The organism is Halomicrobium sp. HM KBTZ05, from assembly GCF_041530035.1.
Taxonomy (GTDB): domain Archaea; phylum Halobacteriota; class Halobacteria; order Halobacteriales; family Haloarculaceae; genus Halomicrobium.
The window spans coordinates 2,830,838-2,845,916 of the sequence record NZ_CP168057.1; the positions used below are offsets into that span (position 1 = coordinate 2,830,838).

Here is a 15,079-nt window from a genome sequence, read left to right on the forward strand (position 1 = left end):
TACGAATGGAGAAAAGGCGTGTGGTCGGTGACTCTTTGCCGCCGAATCGGGGGGACTAATTCATGAACATGATTTCCGGTGTTCTTTGAATCATTGGCATACCGATTGGAATTCCGATTATCGTTAAGCAGGCCAAGGCACCGGCACCAAACCACAGTAGTCCCAGCCACCACCCAACGAATATGAACCATAGGATCTTGACTTTGTTACTCATAGTCACTAGTCTAGATCCACTGGCAATAGGTTTAGGGGATATTTCCACTAGAAATCAGTAAATCACTTTGATTTGAAAATCCAGTATAGTTATCAGGTTCTGTCCGAACAATGTATTATGGACCGCCGCACATTCCTCTCATTGAGTATCGGTGGGTTTGCCCTCTTAGCTGGGTGTTCAGGTGACTCAAACGAATCGGGATCTAGTGGATCACAAACCACAAATCCAGATACCACTCCAACGGACTCATCAACTCCAACAGATTCCCCCACAGATACACCGACTGAGACACCGACAGAGACCAACACGCCAACAGAGACAGATACACCGACAGACACTCCTACTGAAACCGATACACCAACTGAAGCGACTTCAAGCTATCAGGTTCGCATAAGCTACGATGGCGAATGGTCAGGGAGCATTGGAGGGGGTGGTTCAACTCGGTCTGTCGATGGAACAGGAACGCGAACGTTTGATATTGCGGGAGATCCGTTCATTGTCTCTGCAAACGCTCAGAAGGGTGATGATGGAGCAGGCACACTCACCGTCCAAATCCTCGAAAATGGAGATGTAATCGCCCAACGAACAACCAGCGCTGCTTACGGTTTAGCACAGGTTACGTCTGAAGACGATATTCAAACTGAGAGTGATAGTAGTGGTTCTTCGGATAGTAGCAGTTTCGAGGTTCGGATTGAGTATAGTGGACAGTGGCAAGGGAGTATTGCCCAAGGAGGCTCTAGCAGAAGTGTTGACGGATCTGGTACTGAGACGTTTGCCATTGATGGGAGTCCAGATATTATTTCAGCAAATGCTCAGAAACAAGATGATAGCTCAGAGACGCTAACTATACAGATTCTTGAAGACGGGGTGGTAGTTGAGGAAACATCGACAAGCGCTGAGTATGGTGTCGCTCAAGTCACGTATTCGAGTTTCTAACGTAACTGAGGCGGATACTCAATCCTTCTAGATTTAGTATTCACTCCTCTTGCAGTTTCTCGGCCACTAATGTACCGAGATCCTGTTTCGCTTCAGCCTCTTCTTTGGCCGGCGACGGAAGTAGCCCCAGTTTGTCTTTCTGGCGAATTGTGGTCTTGTCCATCCGGTCAAGGTCAAGGTTCACAGGGTTGCTATCTTCGACACTAATCGGCCCGTCGTCGGTGGCTTTGGTTTGGTCTTTCAGGATCCCGTCCTGTAGCTGTTGCTTGGTTGCTTTCCAGCGGGCGTAATCCCGGATGCACATGAGCAACACGTCGTCACCATAGGCGGTGAGATTCATCTGTGCGTCCTCGAAGGTATCCACGTCAGTAGGCGTTAGTGTCGCCTCATACACTGGCTTGGGTGCATCCTGACTGTATCCGTACAATTTGTTTAGAATCCATACAGCGGCGTCTCTATCGGCTTCGAGCAACCAATCAAAGAGCTTCACCGGGTCAGCATGAAGCCCCGTCTGAAGCGCGTTCATGTTGCCTTCAGGGGGTGATCCGCCGTCGTTCCCTTCGGCATGGTCGTTCCCTTCGAGGTGTGCTGTATCCTTCGGGCCGGTACTCTTCCCCCCGTGTTTGTCACACTTCCCGTGTTCTCCAATAGCCGCACGCTTACACCGCTCGCCAGTGGTCTTTGCCTGTGCCTCGCACCGTCCGTGTTCGCCGTATTCCATAGGGTCAATCACCTGTGTTCATGCAGTTTGTGTTCGTTTTTCCCCGGCCAGAATCCGCCACCGGGATACCGAAAAACCGGAAGTAGACAAGCTTCCGGTACGTGGACCGAGAGAAATACCTCGCCAATCATGGGTCATCGGCAAACCCGCTATTCGTTACGAACGCGCCACTTCTCCAGTGCGGCAAGATCGAGGCTACTCCCACCCGTGGAATCAACCCGATTCCCGTCACTATCGAGTGCAATCATGCGGTCATGCCAGTCCGACCATTGATCTTCAGCCACGGGAAGCGGCATTTCCTCGCCGGCTTCAAACGCAATCGTTGGGTCCGTCGTACCTTCGACCCGCGCCGGAACGGGCGAGAGATCCAACTCCTCGGGGAAGCAGTCTTCAGGATAGTCTGACGGATTCCCAAGGTGGAAATCGCCGGCTGTTGCTGCCCAAATGACCGTCTCTGTGCCTTCGGGAAGCACCTGCTCGGGTTCGGCGTCCTCCTCGGGGCGTTCAATCGTAGGCATTAGTTCAGCACCCCACTACCCACGTCATGCCCGTCTGAATCATCGCTTTCGTCCGAGTCGGTATTCTCTGTCAGAATCCCGCTCGGAATATCGTCAAACTCGTCACTATCCGTATTTGCCGTCGTATCAGTCGACACGCCCGCCGGCGTCACGAGATCTAGTTTCGTCGCCAGAGACGTTTTCGTTGGGAAGTCCTCAATCACAGTGTCCGTGTCGGTGTACTCGGCACTGTTGGCAACGATCTTCTCGGCCATGCGTTCCTTCTCTTGGATCTCATTCAGCTCTGCCGCTGCTGCGCGTAGTTCTTTGTCGGTACTGTCGATGTTGTCAAAGTCACTCATAGCTATGAATCTCCTCTCTGCTAATCAAGTTGCTCGCGGGATACTCCCGGTCATCGCCCGCAATTCAGTTACAAGTCGATTCCTTCCGGGCTTCCCTGCATACGACCGTCAGCAACGTGGAGAGATCCACAATATGCAAGAACCCGATAATCACAATGCCGAGTGTTCCATCCGCTTGATTCAGCAACACAAGCAACGTGACCAACAGCGAAGCGGCTAACGTCTCACTCGGCCATGTCTCTGGTAATTTCCAATTCATCGGAGAAGGTCTCCTACTGTCCCCGGTGTCCCAACCTAAGACCGCCCATTGATTCTATTTAGAGAGTCAATATGGTGTTTCATTATATGCCGATGTACGTCTGAAAGTTGGGACACTTGGGACACCACTACTCGAAAGAATCAATTCCGGCGTTCCGACTGTTGTTCTCTTCTTGTGGTTCGGAATCACCCGGTGCGTCATCGGTGAGAACAAACCCATTGTAGCCATAGATCCGGCTTCCATCAATCCGCCGTCGGGTTTTGCTCACCCCGTCACGTCGTTTTAGTTCCGACGTGAATTTGCTATCCGTTTCCACTTCTAGCCCGTTCTGTCTGGAATAGGCCACGTATGAGTCATACGCACCAATGTCGTCACCAATGGATTCCTTCGGCGTGAATCCGTCCGGTTGCTCTTCGGTGCAACGGTCTAGCCACTGCTCGATGCTATTCCCATATCGTTCCCACTTCTCGCGGTTCTGATACGGGAGTGGTTCATTGGTGAAATGCCCCTGCTCCTCTAATCGCTGGTAGCCTTCTATGGCCCAATTCAAGATACCGGGTAGCTCTTCGAGGAGTTGTTCATCAAGGTCATCAACCTGCTCACTTCGCGGGATCGCTTGGGGGAACACAACAGTCAGCCACCGATTCCAAAATGCCTCATCGTCCACACTTCGGTTCGGTGCGCGATTAGCCGCGAAAATGTGCTTCGCCGTGGGCTTGAATTGGAACACAGGCTTCCGTTTTCTTTCAGCATCGAGACTATCACCGGCGATTAGCTCTTTCACCTTCCCTGTGTTCTCAATTGATTTCTCCCCAAGGTCCGACCGGGTATTCAATGCGGTATTGACCAACCGCGCCGGACCCCACCGTTCATTTGCGAGATATTGCACCGATGTACTGGACGTGGCCGCGCTATCTTCCCCGCCGAATAAGGCTTCAATCACGTCCACAAAGACGGATTTTCCCGCATCGGTCGGACCCAAGAGCATCAAGGCCTTCTTTCGCTTTACGTCCCAATGACGTAGGCAATAGCCGATATATTCTTGGAGCAGTGGAATATCACCGCCTTCCACCACTTCCCCAAGAAACTCTTTCCACTTGGGACAGTCAGCAGTGGGGTCGTATTCCGTTGCTAAGGTCCATCGGATATGGTCGGACGGTTGGATTTCCCGTCGTATCTCACCGGCGTCTAAGTCAATCAAGCCGTTTTCTGCGGCGATTAGACCGGGTGGGCCACCGCCGAAGGTTTGTTCTTTCACTTGGCTTCGCGCTTGGAGCTGGTCCATCACCTCGCGCCGGAGGTGACCGGAGTAGTATGGTCCAAGATACTCGTCTAGCCACTGTCGAACGAACCCATCACCGTTGGGCTTCCAAACCCCGCCGTCGCACCGTAGCCAGATCTCGCGTGTTGGCAGATAGGCGATACGGTCGGTTGGCAACTCGTCTAACGCGATATTCTTTCGCTCGCGTGTTGATAGTGGCTCCAAATGTGCGTATGGGTTTCTCTGGTTGGGTTCGACTGACCACCCAGTACCACTATCTTCTAAGAATTGCCCACCGGCGTCGATCTCTCCAATAGCCTTGATTACTTCATGTCCACAGGTATCAAAGATCTCACTGGGGCTTTGGAATACATCAACCAACTCGTCACTATCGTAGCCTTCGACTGTGTGGACAGTAACGGTCTTATCCGACTTGTCGAACCAACTACTATCAATCGCATCAACTAACGGCGTCTCTGCATGGTCGGATTCCGACTGTTGACTGTGGGGGTTAGACCGCTTAGGTACGGTCCAACCGGCTTTTTTGGCATGATGGATTAGTGTTCCAACAGTGATTCCGTCGCCTTGGCTGGCGCTATTCCAAATCGCCTCAATATATCTGCCGGCGTCACTGTCGTACTTACTCCCGCCTCTAGACCAGTCCTCGAAGAGTTTCTTACCCCTTGAGGTACTGTCAAAGTCGTGAATAGCGAAGCCAATATCCCGCCACTTGGGATAACCACAATCTGGATCAATGTGGTCTAATGCTTCTTGAATGTCGGATTCATCGAGCCATTCGTCGCCGTCGTAATCAGCAGTTTCACCGCCACTACTTGGCGAGAGTTTCGGCGCTTTCCCATTGATCTCCTGATATGCGTCAAACAGGAATTGCGTGGGGTCGGCTTCGGTCACACTGTCGCCAGCAACGGATAGCTGATTTCCGGTGAAAGTGACGAATTTGTTCGTCAGGTATTCTATGCCTTCATGTTCATCGTCAGTGAAATGACTATCACTCCACCACTCCGGCGCTTCATGGCCCACAACAGGGATATGTAGGCCGTCATCGCCGGCACTAAACTCGATATATGCTCCAGCGTTAACGAATTTCTCGATGGACGGGACCCAGTCTTTCGGTTTCTCCTCTTGTGGTTCTCTCAGACAGCCATCAAGGTCTAAGCAACCGTATAGACCGCGGGGATAGTCGTCATTATCCAATGCCATGACGTAGCCGATTCCCCAACTCTCGCGTTCCTTGGCGGCTTCAATAGCCTCCTCGAAGGTATGCCAGTCGTCAGGGTCCGACCAACTAATACCATAGAAGTCACCGTTCCAGTGTGGTCGTCGTGGTTTGTCGGCATTAGCGTCCCACAAGAGCCACTGCGAGCGTTCCTTCAACTCTTCGGGGATTGCATCGTACCTCCCGATAGGCTCGTCTGGGGGGCTTGTGACGCTACTCATTACCGATCACTCCCGAAGCCTGAGCGTGGATCTCACAGACTGGTATTCCATCAACATAGGTAGCGGCTTGATTCCAACAGCCATCACAAAATAGTGATCCGTAACGCCTTTGTGATTCGATACCGTAGGAATGAGTAGACGGCCCCTCGCCGTCGTCGTTTTCCCACCCCTTCATTCGTCTAGTACCTCCAGCAGGATCTCGGCAATGTAATCCGCGCTATTTCCGTGTTCCGCGAGGTATTCAAGCTCTTCGCGGTTGTTTTCTATTTTCTCAATACCACTATCATGATGTTTTGCAGTAGCCATTTATTCTAGAAGGTAAATCTCCAAACCGCAGGGACCTCCTGCGTAGTTGAATCAAGCGCCGTCATACGGTGGTCACTCCTACATAACCACACACCGGGCGGCGTTCTCTCGATACACCTGTTGCTCATCGACTGCTGTCTAACGATATGCAACCCTCCAAATACTCAGTTATCCGTATTCAGCAATTCCGCCGGGACGTACTGTCGAAGGACTTGTTCGTAACTTTCTCCCGGATCTTTCTGGCTATAGATTGCGTCTCTGAAGTCTTTGCTAACCGAAATTGTAGTGTAATCACTCATGGGTTCTGTGGTAATCTGATGGATTGGTTTTGTAACTATACTCCGCTGGATATGACTGTAGCTTAATCACTTAGTATCCAGCAGGGCCAGTCGCCTTTATCGAACAGCATGAAACCCGTTCCACCAACTGCTAGAGGTTCCACCAAAGGCGTCAATCCAACAGTCAGTTTCTGATATTCTCGCCACTAGGGAGCTTGGTCACCCGAATGTAGCGGTGGGAGGTAGCTTCCCAAAGATACGCCTTGAACTTGTCACGCTTTGCCGCAATTAGACGAGACTACCACAGTGGTAGGCGTGCTGGATATTGGAGGCGTCTCACCCCTCAATCCGCCCCTCCAGCGGGGTGGGCTTACACAATGGGTTGGCCTATAGTTGAAATGACAACCGCAGGGGGGGTTGTCATTTATTCAAATAGCGTGAATCTGATTAGGCCGATTTTCCCATTGTGTCGTTTGACTCCTTAGTATAATCCGTCGATGTATGTTACTACGAGGTCATGGTTAATAAGTATATTGTCCTAAATCAAAAAGGAACCTGTCTAATCTATCCATATCCTTTGCTATACGCAAAGATCCAATAGCCTGTTTTTATTCGTCCAACTTATCAGCCACCTTGTCGGCCACCTTGTCCATCACCTCGTCATTCTGCATGAGTTTATCCATCACGTCGGGATCGTCCAGTAGCTCGTCTGTAGACTGGACTGCGTCTCTCATTTCCGTATCTTCTGGATCGGCCTCGAAAGCCTCATTCTGTAAGTCCCCTTGCATCTGGTCTTTTGCGGCCTTCGCGTTCGGGGCAAAGACGGTCCCACAAGAAGGACAAGCTTTCGCGTTCTGTGGCAACTGTTCGGTACAAGTTGGACACACCGACGGCGTAAGAGGCGATTCATCCTCCTCTTCGCGGATTCCTTGAGCAACTTCGGCCTCTTTGATATGGTCCTCGTCGTTAAGGTGCTGATAAGTCCGTTCCATGATGTTACTCCCGGGACCGTGGCCGATTAGGTGCTTGATCGTCGCCTCGTCCATATCGTAGTCCCGCTTACAGGTCGTCACAAAGTAGTGTCTGAAATTGTGTGGGTTCGGTGGCTTCTCAACTTCCGCGCGGTCGGCAATAATCTTCAGTCGCCGGCGGATGTTACTTTGCGAGAGCATATCCCCGTGTGTGCCACGGTTGGCCGACGGAAGGCACGTAATCAGGTAGTCCTCCCGATCTCCGGTCGGGTGGTCTTTCAGCCAATCATAGACGGCCCTACGTGCCCCGAGAAGCGGTCGCTTGGTGCCGTTCTTGTCGGCACCCTTCAATCCCGCCTCGTCGGTATTGAGGTAATACACGCCCTCTTCAGGATCAACGTCTTTCACCCGGAGCGTCTGAATGGCACGGATACGCTGGCCGGTGTTTAGGAGTAGTTCAAGGATACAACGGTCCCGGGAATTGCTCACTGCGTCCCGGAGTGCTTCGATCTCTTCGCGGGTGTACATATCCCGGTCGTCTACCGATGTATTCTCCTGCGCTTTGACCACAATTTCAGTGGGATCAATCCCAAGGTCCGAATGGTATTCATAAAACTTGGTGACACCACTTTGCCACTGTGTGAGTGTTCCCCGACCGTAGCCGTCGTCTTTCACGTCTGGGTGGTCGCCGGATTCCAGCCGCTCGAAGAGTGCGTTAACTTCTCTGTCGTCGGGCATTTCCACAAGCGGTTTTTCGGCAAACTCGGCAAACCGCTTCAGGGATTGTGCATACGCCGCTAGCGTTCCATACGACTTGGTTTCCCGTTCGTTTCGGTCATTGATGAATGACGTAGTCGAAACGTCGGGGTTGATTGCATCAAGGAACTCGAAAATCGCTTCTTGATCGGCGTCGTCTAATCCGGCCTTCTTGATCCGGTCCCGTGCCAACTGGTATTTGTGTTCGGGGTCGTCGGTCTTTCCCATACACCCCTATTCACAGGACTATCTTATACTACTTTGGGCGTCGGCTAAGATGTACTTGTAACACTTCCCCTCGCCGCGTAAAGAGTTCGCCGTCCAGCCACAGGTCTGTGCCGCAGTGTGATTCTCGCTGTGGTAGTCCGGGTCGTCGACCTGCTTTGGCCCGTCCGATTCGCTCATTGTAGAGCCGATAGACCGGGAGCCTGAAACATCCTTCCGTCCACAGCCGTTCGAGGCGGCGTCACCGACGCGTTTTCCACTCTGCCGGCCGAAGGGGAGCTATGGCAACCCAGCCCTGTGACGGCTGTGGCGTCGAAGTGACCATCGCCGGTGGCATCGCCAACATCTGGACCCAGGAGCACACGCCGACCGGCGGCATCACGCTGGAACTCGTCGACGACACCGAGCACTTCCTCTGTTTCGACTGTATCGACCGGCTCCCCGACGAGGACGTGACCGCCGAGGACGTGGCGGCGCTGTAACCACGGCAGGGCGGCAGGCTCAGGCCTCGGGTCCGGTCGAGGAGCCCAGCGTCGTCCCGCGCCCCGATTCGGGCGAATACAGGACGAACAGCCGGTACGCGGGCGTGACACCGACGACGACACTGTCACCGGCGACGACCGTCTCGTCGTCACCGCTGGTCTCGCCGTCCCATAGCCCGGACTCGCTCTGATCGGCGCTGTCGCGCTCGGCGAAGCCGTCGCCCCGGAGTTCGAGTCGTGTGGCCGGGACGCTGTCGCCGCCGTTGTGGGTGACGGTGACCGTCCCCGCGTCGGCGTCGTAGTCGAAGTCCAGCGCGACCTGCGGTGCCGCGTCGGGCGACGAAGAGAGTTCGAACGGCCCCAGCTCGCCGGTCGGAACGTCGGCCGTCGCCGAGACGACCCGCCCGTCACTCGCGGTCGCTGGCGCGGTATCACCGAAGGGACCCGACGCGGCGGCCCAGGACGCCACGGCGTCTTCGTCCGTCGCGTCCGCGCTCTCGAAGACGGTCGCAGCGGCGACCGCCGTCGTCTCGCTGTCCAGTCGCCAGCGAGCGCCCTGTGCGACGCCGTCGTCGCCGTCGAGTGCCGTCGACCCGGGCTGGCCGATACGGACGTGGCCCGTCCCGAGCGCGTCGAGCAGCGTCGCACAGTCGTCGCTCACGTCCTGGTAGCGGTCGCCCTCGCCGGTCACCGCGTCCAGGGCCGCTCCGGCGACGCTGTCGGCGGTCACGGAGAGGTCGCCACCGCGGAGGTCGACGAGCAACACGTCGCTCTCGCCGACGGCGACCAGCCGCTTGTCGTCGGGGGTGTACCGGTCGAAGCCGTGAGTGGAGCCGATCTCCTCGAAGCCCGCTTCGGTCAGTTCCGTGACGAGTGGGTCGCGGTCGAACGGACCGTCGTAGACGGCGACGCCCTGCCCGAACTGGTAGAGGCCGTCGAGCGAGCCGATCGTGTCGAAGCCGCTCAGCCCGATGTCGGACTGGAGGTTGCTGACGCGGGCCTCGGGCAGCGCGTCGGCGTATTCGAGCATCGCCGAGGGGTGCAGCGAGACGAAGGAGTAGCTGTCCTGTTCCAGCGCCGACGGCGGGAACAGCCACTCTGTGGCCGACGAGTCGCCGTCGAGGACCGGCTCGGGGGTCGGGGTGTCGGTCGCCGTTTCCGTCGCCGGTTCGTCGTCGCCAGAGAGGGCCGAACAGCCGGCGAGCCCGGCCGTCACACTCAGCGGGACCGCGCGGAGGAGGGCGCGGCGTGTCTGATCCATACAGTGGCCCACCCTCTGGGACGGCAAATACTTGTTCGTCTCGACGGCGCTCCGCTGACCGGCAGTTTTACGACCGACGCACGGTTGCCATCCCTCGTGGATCCCGCCCGTATCTTCGACGAGTTTCCGGCCCCGGAATACCGGGGGAACCAGCGCCAGGCGCTCGCGGACATCCGCGACGCCTTCGCGGCCGGCAACGACGTGGTGCTGGTGCGTGCGCCGACCGGGAGCGGCAAGTCCCTGCTCGCGCGTGCCATCGCCGGCTGTGCCCGGACGGCGGGAGAGGCCGGGGCCGAGGAGGTCATCGACGCCTACTACACGACCCCACAGGTCTCGCAGTTAGACGACGTGGCGGAGGACCCGCTGCTCTCGGATCTCGAAGTGATCCGCGGGAAGAACAACTACGACTGCATCCTCCCCGGCGAGACCGACACGCCGGTCGATCAGGCACCCTGTGCCCGCGAGCGGAAATTCGACTGTCAGGTGAAACACCGCTGTCCGTACTTCTCGGACCGGGCGATCGCCTCGAACCGGCCGGTCGCGGCGATGACGCTCGCCTACTTCATGCAGACGGCCGGCTCGGACGTGTTCGGCCCGCGCGACGTGGTCGTGATCGACGAGGCCCACGGGCTGGGCGACTGGGCGGAGATGTACGCGACGATCGAGCTCGGTCCCGAGACGGTGCCGGTCTGGGAGGACACCAGGCCTCAGGCGGTCGACGATCTGGAAGACGCCGCGGGCTACGCGCAGCGACTGGCCGACGTGGGCGAGCGCCGGGTGCAGGAACTGCGCCAGCAAGAGGAGCTGACGCCCGAGGAGGTCGCCGAGCGCGATCGACTGAACAAACTCCGGCAGGACCTCTCGTGGTTCGTCGAGGACTACCGCGATCCCGAGAGCGTGACGACGTGGGTCGTCGACCAGCCAGAGGGCGAGGGCGGGAGTGTGACGATCAAACCGCTGGACCCGGAAAAGTACCTCAAGCATACGGTCTGGGATCGCGGCCAGCGCCACGCTCTGCTGTCGGCGACGATCCTCAACAAGGAGGCGTTCTGTGCCAACGTCGGGCTCGACCCGGACAACGTCGCGCTCGTGGACGTGGGCCACACCTTCCCCGTCGAACACCGGCCGCTGTACGACGTGACCCAGGGAAAGATGACCTACGAACACCGCGAGGAGACCCTGCCCAAGATCGCCCGGATCGTCGTCCGGGCGATGCAACACCACCCCGACGAGAAGGGGCTGATCCACTGTCACTCCTACGCGATCGCCGAGCAACTCGAATCGCTGCTCGTCGACTTCGGCGTCGGATCGCGCCTGCGGAGCCACGACAGCGAGGACCGCGACGGGCAACTCACCGCCTGGAAGCGCAGCGACGACCCCGACGTGTTCCTCTCGGTGAAGATGGAAGAGGCGCTGGACCTGGAGGGCGATCTCTGTCGCTGGCAGGTGATCTGCAAGGCACCGTATCCCAACACCCGCGACTCGCGGGTCGCACAGCGCCTGGAGGACGGCCAGTGGGGCTGGTACTACCGCACGGCGCTGCGGACGGTCATTCAGGCCTGTGGCCGCGTCGTCCGTGCGCCGGACGACCACGGCGCGACCTATCTCGCGGACTCGTCGCTGCTGGACCTGTTCGAGCGGGCTCGCGTCGACATGCCCGACTGGTTCGCCGAGCAAGTCGATCGGATGGCACCGCCGGACCTGCCCGCGTTCGATCCCGCGAGCGCGCTCGGTGGCGGCAGCTCCGGTGATTCGACTGGCGACAGGACCAGTAGCGGACGGTCCCGTTCGCGGTCCCGACGGCGCTCCTCGGGAACGAGTCCGATGGCCGACGTGTGGGAGACGGAGTGAGACGAGTCCTACTCGGAGTCCGTCTCCGGCGGGTACTGTAGGTCCGTCCAGTAGATGGTTCCCTCGTAGCGAGCCAGCCACGTCCCGCCGTGTTCGGTGGTGTCGATACCCGCTCGGTCGCGGAAGCGATCGGCCAGTGACCGGAACGCGTCGGGCACCTCGCCGCCGTCGGGGAAGTAGCTCCCATCGATCGCCTCGGCGACGATCTCGCGTTCTGCTTCGGAGAGCCCCGAGAGGGAAAACAGGTACTGCTCGCGGAGCTGTGCGCCCAGATCGGCAGCGCTCTCGGCGACCTGCTCGGCGCTGTACTCGTAGGTCTCGATCGTCACCTCGCCGCCCTCGGCCACTCTGACGCGGTAGGTCGACCCCTCGTGAGAGATCCCCTCGTACGCGGGATCGGAGGCCAGGACGCTCTCGGAGACGTCTTCGTACCGGGGTGAGCGACCGATGTCGAACCCGTCGTTGTCGGGGTGATCTTCTTCCGGCGGGATCAACTCGCCCAGCGCCCGCTTGTCGGCCTCGGGCAGGTCCTCGTAGGCGATCACCGACGACGGGGTCGTCTCGGGGTCGTAGTCGACGTCGATCGTGTACCGGGTCTCGGTACGGCTGTCGACGACCTCGTGAGTGATCCGGTAGTACGCGCCCTCGTGTTCGATCGGACGATCACGTTCGTAGGGATACCGGCCCTCCCGTGTCGGTGCGTCACCGGCGACGGCGGCGTCGACGAGCGCCAGGCGATCCGAGGAGAGGTTCTCCGTCTCGCCGGCGTATCGCTCGGCGATGGCGCTGTCGCTCGTCAGTTCGCTCATCGAGAGCGAACCGTCGTAGGGGTGGCCACAGCCTGCGAGGGGGAGGGCAACGGCGGTCGCTGCGGTCGCGAGGAATGTTCGGCGGCGCATACGTCGGAGCACCGCAGGGTGTGGTGAATAGTTTGTGATACGCCATCGACAGTAGCCGCGGCGACTGAGCGGCCGGCCGATCAGAACATCGAGAGTGCGTAGGCGGCCGAAGAGCCCACCATGAGCAAGACGAGGACGATCGCGAGGATTTGCTGTCGATCCATACCCACGCCTTGCCAGTGAGAACGGATAGTCGTTTCGAGGCGCTACGGCATCGTCTCCCCCGGCGTCGACAGTTCCGCCCAGTATATCCGCCCGTCGTACCGGACCAGCCAGTGGCCGGTGTCGGCCGTCGAGCGGACCGGCTCGTGTGAGCCAAGTCGTTCGGTCAGCGACCGGAACGCCCGGTTCGGGCTGTCGGGATAGTAGCCCTCGTCGGCGGCCGCCAGGACGATCTCCCGTTCGGCCTCTGGGAGTCCGCTGAGGGTGAACAGGTACCGCTCGCGCAGCTGACGGCCGAACGCCGCCGGGCTGTCGGCGATCCGATCGGCGCTGTACTGGTATCGGTCGACTTCGATCTCCCGGCTCCCGCCGACGCCGACCCGGTAGGCGGTGCCGTCGTAGGAGACCGCCTCGTACTCCGGTTCCGGGACGAGGACGCTCTCAGTGTCGTCGAGGTACGTGTCGGCAACGTCTACGTCGAAGCCCCTGCCGGTCGGAGGCTCTGCCGGGGGCGGCAAGAGCCGAGAGAGGGCGCGCCTGTCGACGGCCGGGAGGTCGGCGTACGCGACGACCGACGACGGTTCCGCGACCGGATCGTAGTCGATCTGGAGATCGTACTGGGTAGCGGAACGGCGCTCGACGACCTCGTACCCGATGTCGTAGAACGCACCGTCGTCTTCGAACGGCCGGTCGGCGTCGAACGGCGGACCGGTGTCTGCTCTGGTCGGCGTCTCGCCGTCGATGGCGTCTCTGACGAGGGCACGGGAGTCCGGCGGGAGAGCGTCGAGGTCTTCGGCGTGGCGTCGAGCGATCGCCGCGTCGGACGCCATCGACGCCATCGTCAGCGAGCCGTAGTCCGGACGCACACAACCGGCCAGCGGGAGGGCGAGAGTCGTCATGGTCGCGAGGAACGAACGGCGGCGCATACGTACCCGATCCGAGACCAGCGCCGAATAGGTTCCGGACCCGGACGGGCGGCTGTCACCGCTGGGAGCGGTTCGCAATCCCGAGCGGACGCCGACACGATCACTCGATCCGGGCGTCGACGACGACGTGTGCGACGCCCTCGCTGTAGCTCTTGACTCGGCGGGTGTCGAGGATCTCGACGCCCCGGCCCGCGTCGGCGGCCGCGGCCTCGATCCGCTCGATTGGGCGCTCGAAGACCAGCCCGTCGGGCGTCGCCTCGTGCATGTGGACGACGCCGCCGGGAGCCAGCGCCGGCAGTGCGGCGTCGAGATACTCGTGGGCCTCGTAGTAGCCCATCACGATCCGGTCGACCGGGTCGGCGGCGAGGTCGGGAGTCACGTCCCGGCAGTCGGCCCGGTAGGGCTGGACCCGGTCGGCGACCTCGTTGAGCTGGACGTTCTCGATCAGGTACCGGAAGGAAGCGGGGTTGCGCTCGACGGCAGTGACCGTCGCCCCGGCGCGGGCCATCGGGAGCGTGAAGTAGCCGATGCCGGCGAACATGTCGAGTACCCGCTCGCGCTCGCCGCTTTCGATTGCACCGCTCGCGCTCGTCGAGGCTCCCGACTCGCTCCGTCCCTCGTGGGCCTCGCGGACGACCTCGCCCATGTGGCTCCGCTCGGCCTTGTTGCCCGGCGAGAACATCACCTCGGCAAGGTCCAGCGCGTAGGCGGTCCCGTGCTCGCGGTGGACGGTCTCGGTGTCGCCGGTGCCGGCGACGACCTCGACCGCGGGCTCGCGGTGTTCGCCGGTGATCGGTCCCCGCGCGAGGACGGTGTCGGCCTCGCCGTGGAGCTGTAAGAGTGCCTCACCGACCTCCTCGGGCCGTGGCGCGTCCCCGACGTCCACGAGGACGACGCTGCCGACGACGGCCCAGGACGCGGGTGCCAGATCGATCTCCGCGTCGGTCCACCCACGGTCCCGGAGGTAGTCGTCCAGGTCTCGGAGCCTCGGCTCGCCGACCTGCTTGACCACGTCTCGAACGGCGAGATCGGCGGGGACGCTGGTCACCGGGACGGCGACGCTGTCGTCGTCCCACGGCTGGACCGTCCGGTCGTCGTCGTAGGCGTCCAGTTCCCGGAGCCGGTCGATGACCGTCTGGGTGCGGTCGCGGGCGACGACGACGGCCAGTCGATCGTCTGCGCTCATCGTGGGACGACAGGCGGCCGGGACGGAAACCCGTTTCGTGTCGACCGGTCGGCCGTCAGCCGGTCGTA

General features: G+C 59.4%; 13 protein-coding genes and 1 pseudogene. 3 read left to right on the forward strand and 11 right to left on the reverse strand.

All coding sequences use genetic code 11. From position 1 onward, the window contains the following. Nucleotides 1–55: 55 nt before the first annotated feature. On the reverse strand, nucleotides 56–214 hold the full coding sequence (locus tag ACAH01_RS14740) for a YccF domain-containing protein (protein ID WP_372479694.1): 159 nt from the start codon (nucleotides 212–214) through the stop codon (nucleotides 56–58). A gap of 117 nt (nucleotides 215–331) precedes the next feature. Here ACAH01_RS14740 and ACAH01_RS14745 point away from each other — a divergent pair, with 117 nt between their 5' ends. Beyond that, nucleotides 332–1,150: a hypothetical protein gene (locus ACAH01_RS14745; protein ID WP_372479695.1), complete on the forward strand. Its 819-nt coding sequence runs from the start codon at nucleotides 332–334 to the stop codon at nucleotides 1,148–1,150. Nucleotides 1,151–1,190: 40 nt separating this feature from the next. Here ACAH01_RS14745 and ACAH01_RS14750 read toward each other — a convergent pair whose 3' ends face one another. From ACAH01_RS14750 to ACAH01_RS14775, 6 genes and pseudogenes are all read right to left on the reverse strand, one after another. Further along, the gene (locus tag ACAH01_RS14750; protein ID WP_372479696.1) at nucleotides 1,191–1,871 is read right to left on the reverse strand and encodes an HGGxSTG domain-containing protein; all 681 of its coding nucleotides are present in this window, start codon (nucleotides 1,869–1,871) and stop codon (nucleotides 1,191–1,193) included. Between the two features lie 149 nt (nucleotides 1,872–2,020). Continuing rightward, nucleotides 2,021–2,389, reverse strand: coding sequence for a hypothetical protein (locus ACAH01_RS14755; RefSeq protein ID WP_372479697.1), 369 nt, complete (start codon nucleotides 2,387–2,389; stop codon nucleotides 2,021–2,023). Further along, nucleotides 2,389–2,730 (reverse strand): hypothetical protein, encoded by a 342-nt coding sequence (locus ACAH01_RS14760; RefSeq protein WP_372479698.1) that lies wholly within the window; start codon nucleotides 2,728–2,730, stop codon nucleotides 2,389–2,391. Before ACAH01_RS14760 ends, ACAH01_RS14755 begins: the two co-directional genes overlap by 1 nt. Before the next feature lie 386 nt (nucleotides 2,731–3,116). After that, the gene (locus ACAH01_RS14765) at nucleotides 3,117–5,708 is read right to left on the reverse strand and encodes a phage/plasmid primase, P4 family (protein ID WP_372479699.1); all 2,592 of its coding nucleotides are present in this window, start codon (nucleotides 5,706–5,708) and stop codon (nucleotides 3,117–3,119) included. Nucleotides 5,709–6,900: 1,192 nt separating this feature from the next. Continuing rightward, nucleotides 6,901–8,247, reverse strand: a complete 1,347-nt coding sequence (locus tag ACAH01_RS14770; protein WP_372479700.1) for a tyrosine-type recombinase/integrase — start codon at nucleotides 8,245–8,247, stop codon at nucleotides 6,901–6,903. A gap of 30 nt (nucleotides 8,248–8,277) precedes the next feature. Beyond that, nucleotides 8,278–8,424 (reverse strand): annotated as a pseudogene (locus ACAH01_RS14775) (4-demethylwyosine synthase TYW1); the annotation flags it as partial. Nucleotides 8,425–8,525: 101 nt separating this feature from the next. Here ACAH01_RS14775 and ACAH01_RS14780 point away from each other — a divergent pair. Next, entirely contained in the window at nucleotides 8,526–8,726 is a 201-nt protein-coding gene (locus tag ACAH01_RS14780) for a hypothetical protein (protein WP_170093377.1), read from the forward strand. Between the two features lie 19 nt (nucleotides 8,727–8,745). Here the strand turns inward: ACAH01_RS14780 and ACAH01_RS14785 are convergent, their stop codons facing one another. After that, entirely contained in the window at nucleotides 8,746–9,987 is a 1,242-nt protein-coding gene (locus tag ACAH01_RS14785) for a type IV pilin N-terminal domain-containing protein (protein WP_372479701.1), read from the reverse strand. Nucleotides 9,988–10,083: 96 nt separating this feature from the next. Between ACAH01_RS14785 and ACAH01_RS14790 the strand changes: the two genes are divergently transcribed. After that, nucleotides 10,084–11,838 (forward strand): ATP-dependent DNA helicase, encoded by a 1,755-nt coding sequence (locus tag ACAH01_RS14790; RefSeq protein ID WP_170093375.1) that lies wholly within the window; start codon nucleotides 10,084–10,086, stop codon nucleotides 11,836–11,838. Nucleotides 11,839–11,846: 8 nt separating this feature from the next. Here the strand turns inward: ACAH01_RS14790 and ACAH01_RS14795 are convergent, their stop codons facing one another. The 3 genes from ACAH01_RS14795 to ACAH01_RS14805 form a co-directional block, all read right to left on the reverse strand. Continuing rightward, complete coding sequence (locus ACAH01_RS14795; RefSeq protein WP_372479702.1) at nucleotides 11,847–12,737, reverse strand: hypothetical protein; 891 nt, start codon at nucleotides 12,735–12,737, stop codon at nucleotides 11,847–11,849. 206 nt (nucleotides 12,738–12,943) lie between these two features. After that, nucleotides 12,944–13,825, reverse strand: a complete 882-nt coding sequence (locus ACAH01_RS14800; RefSeq protein WP_372479704.1) for a hypothetical protein — start codon at nucleotides 13,823–13,825, stop codon at nucleotides 12,944–12,946. 100 nt (nucleotides 13,826–13,925) lie between these two features. Next, nucleotides 13,926–15,011: a class I SAM-dependent methyltransferase family protein gene (locus ACAH01_RS14805; protein ID WP_372479705.1), complete on the reverse strand. Its 1,086-nt coding sequence runs from the start codon at nucleotides 15,009–15,011 to the stop codon at nucleotides 13,926–13,928. Between the last annotated feature and the right edge of the window lie 68 nt (nucleotides 15,012–15,079).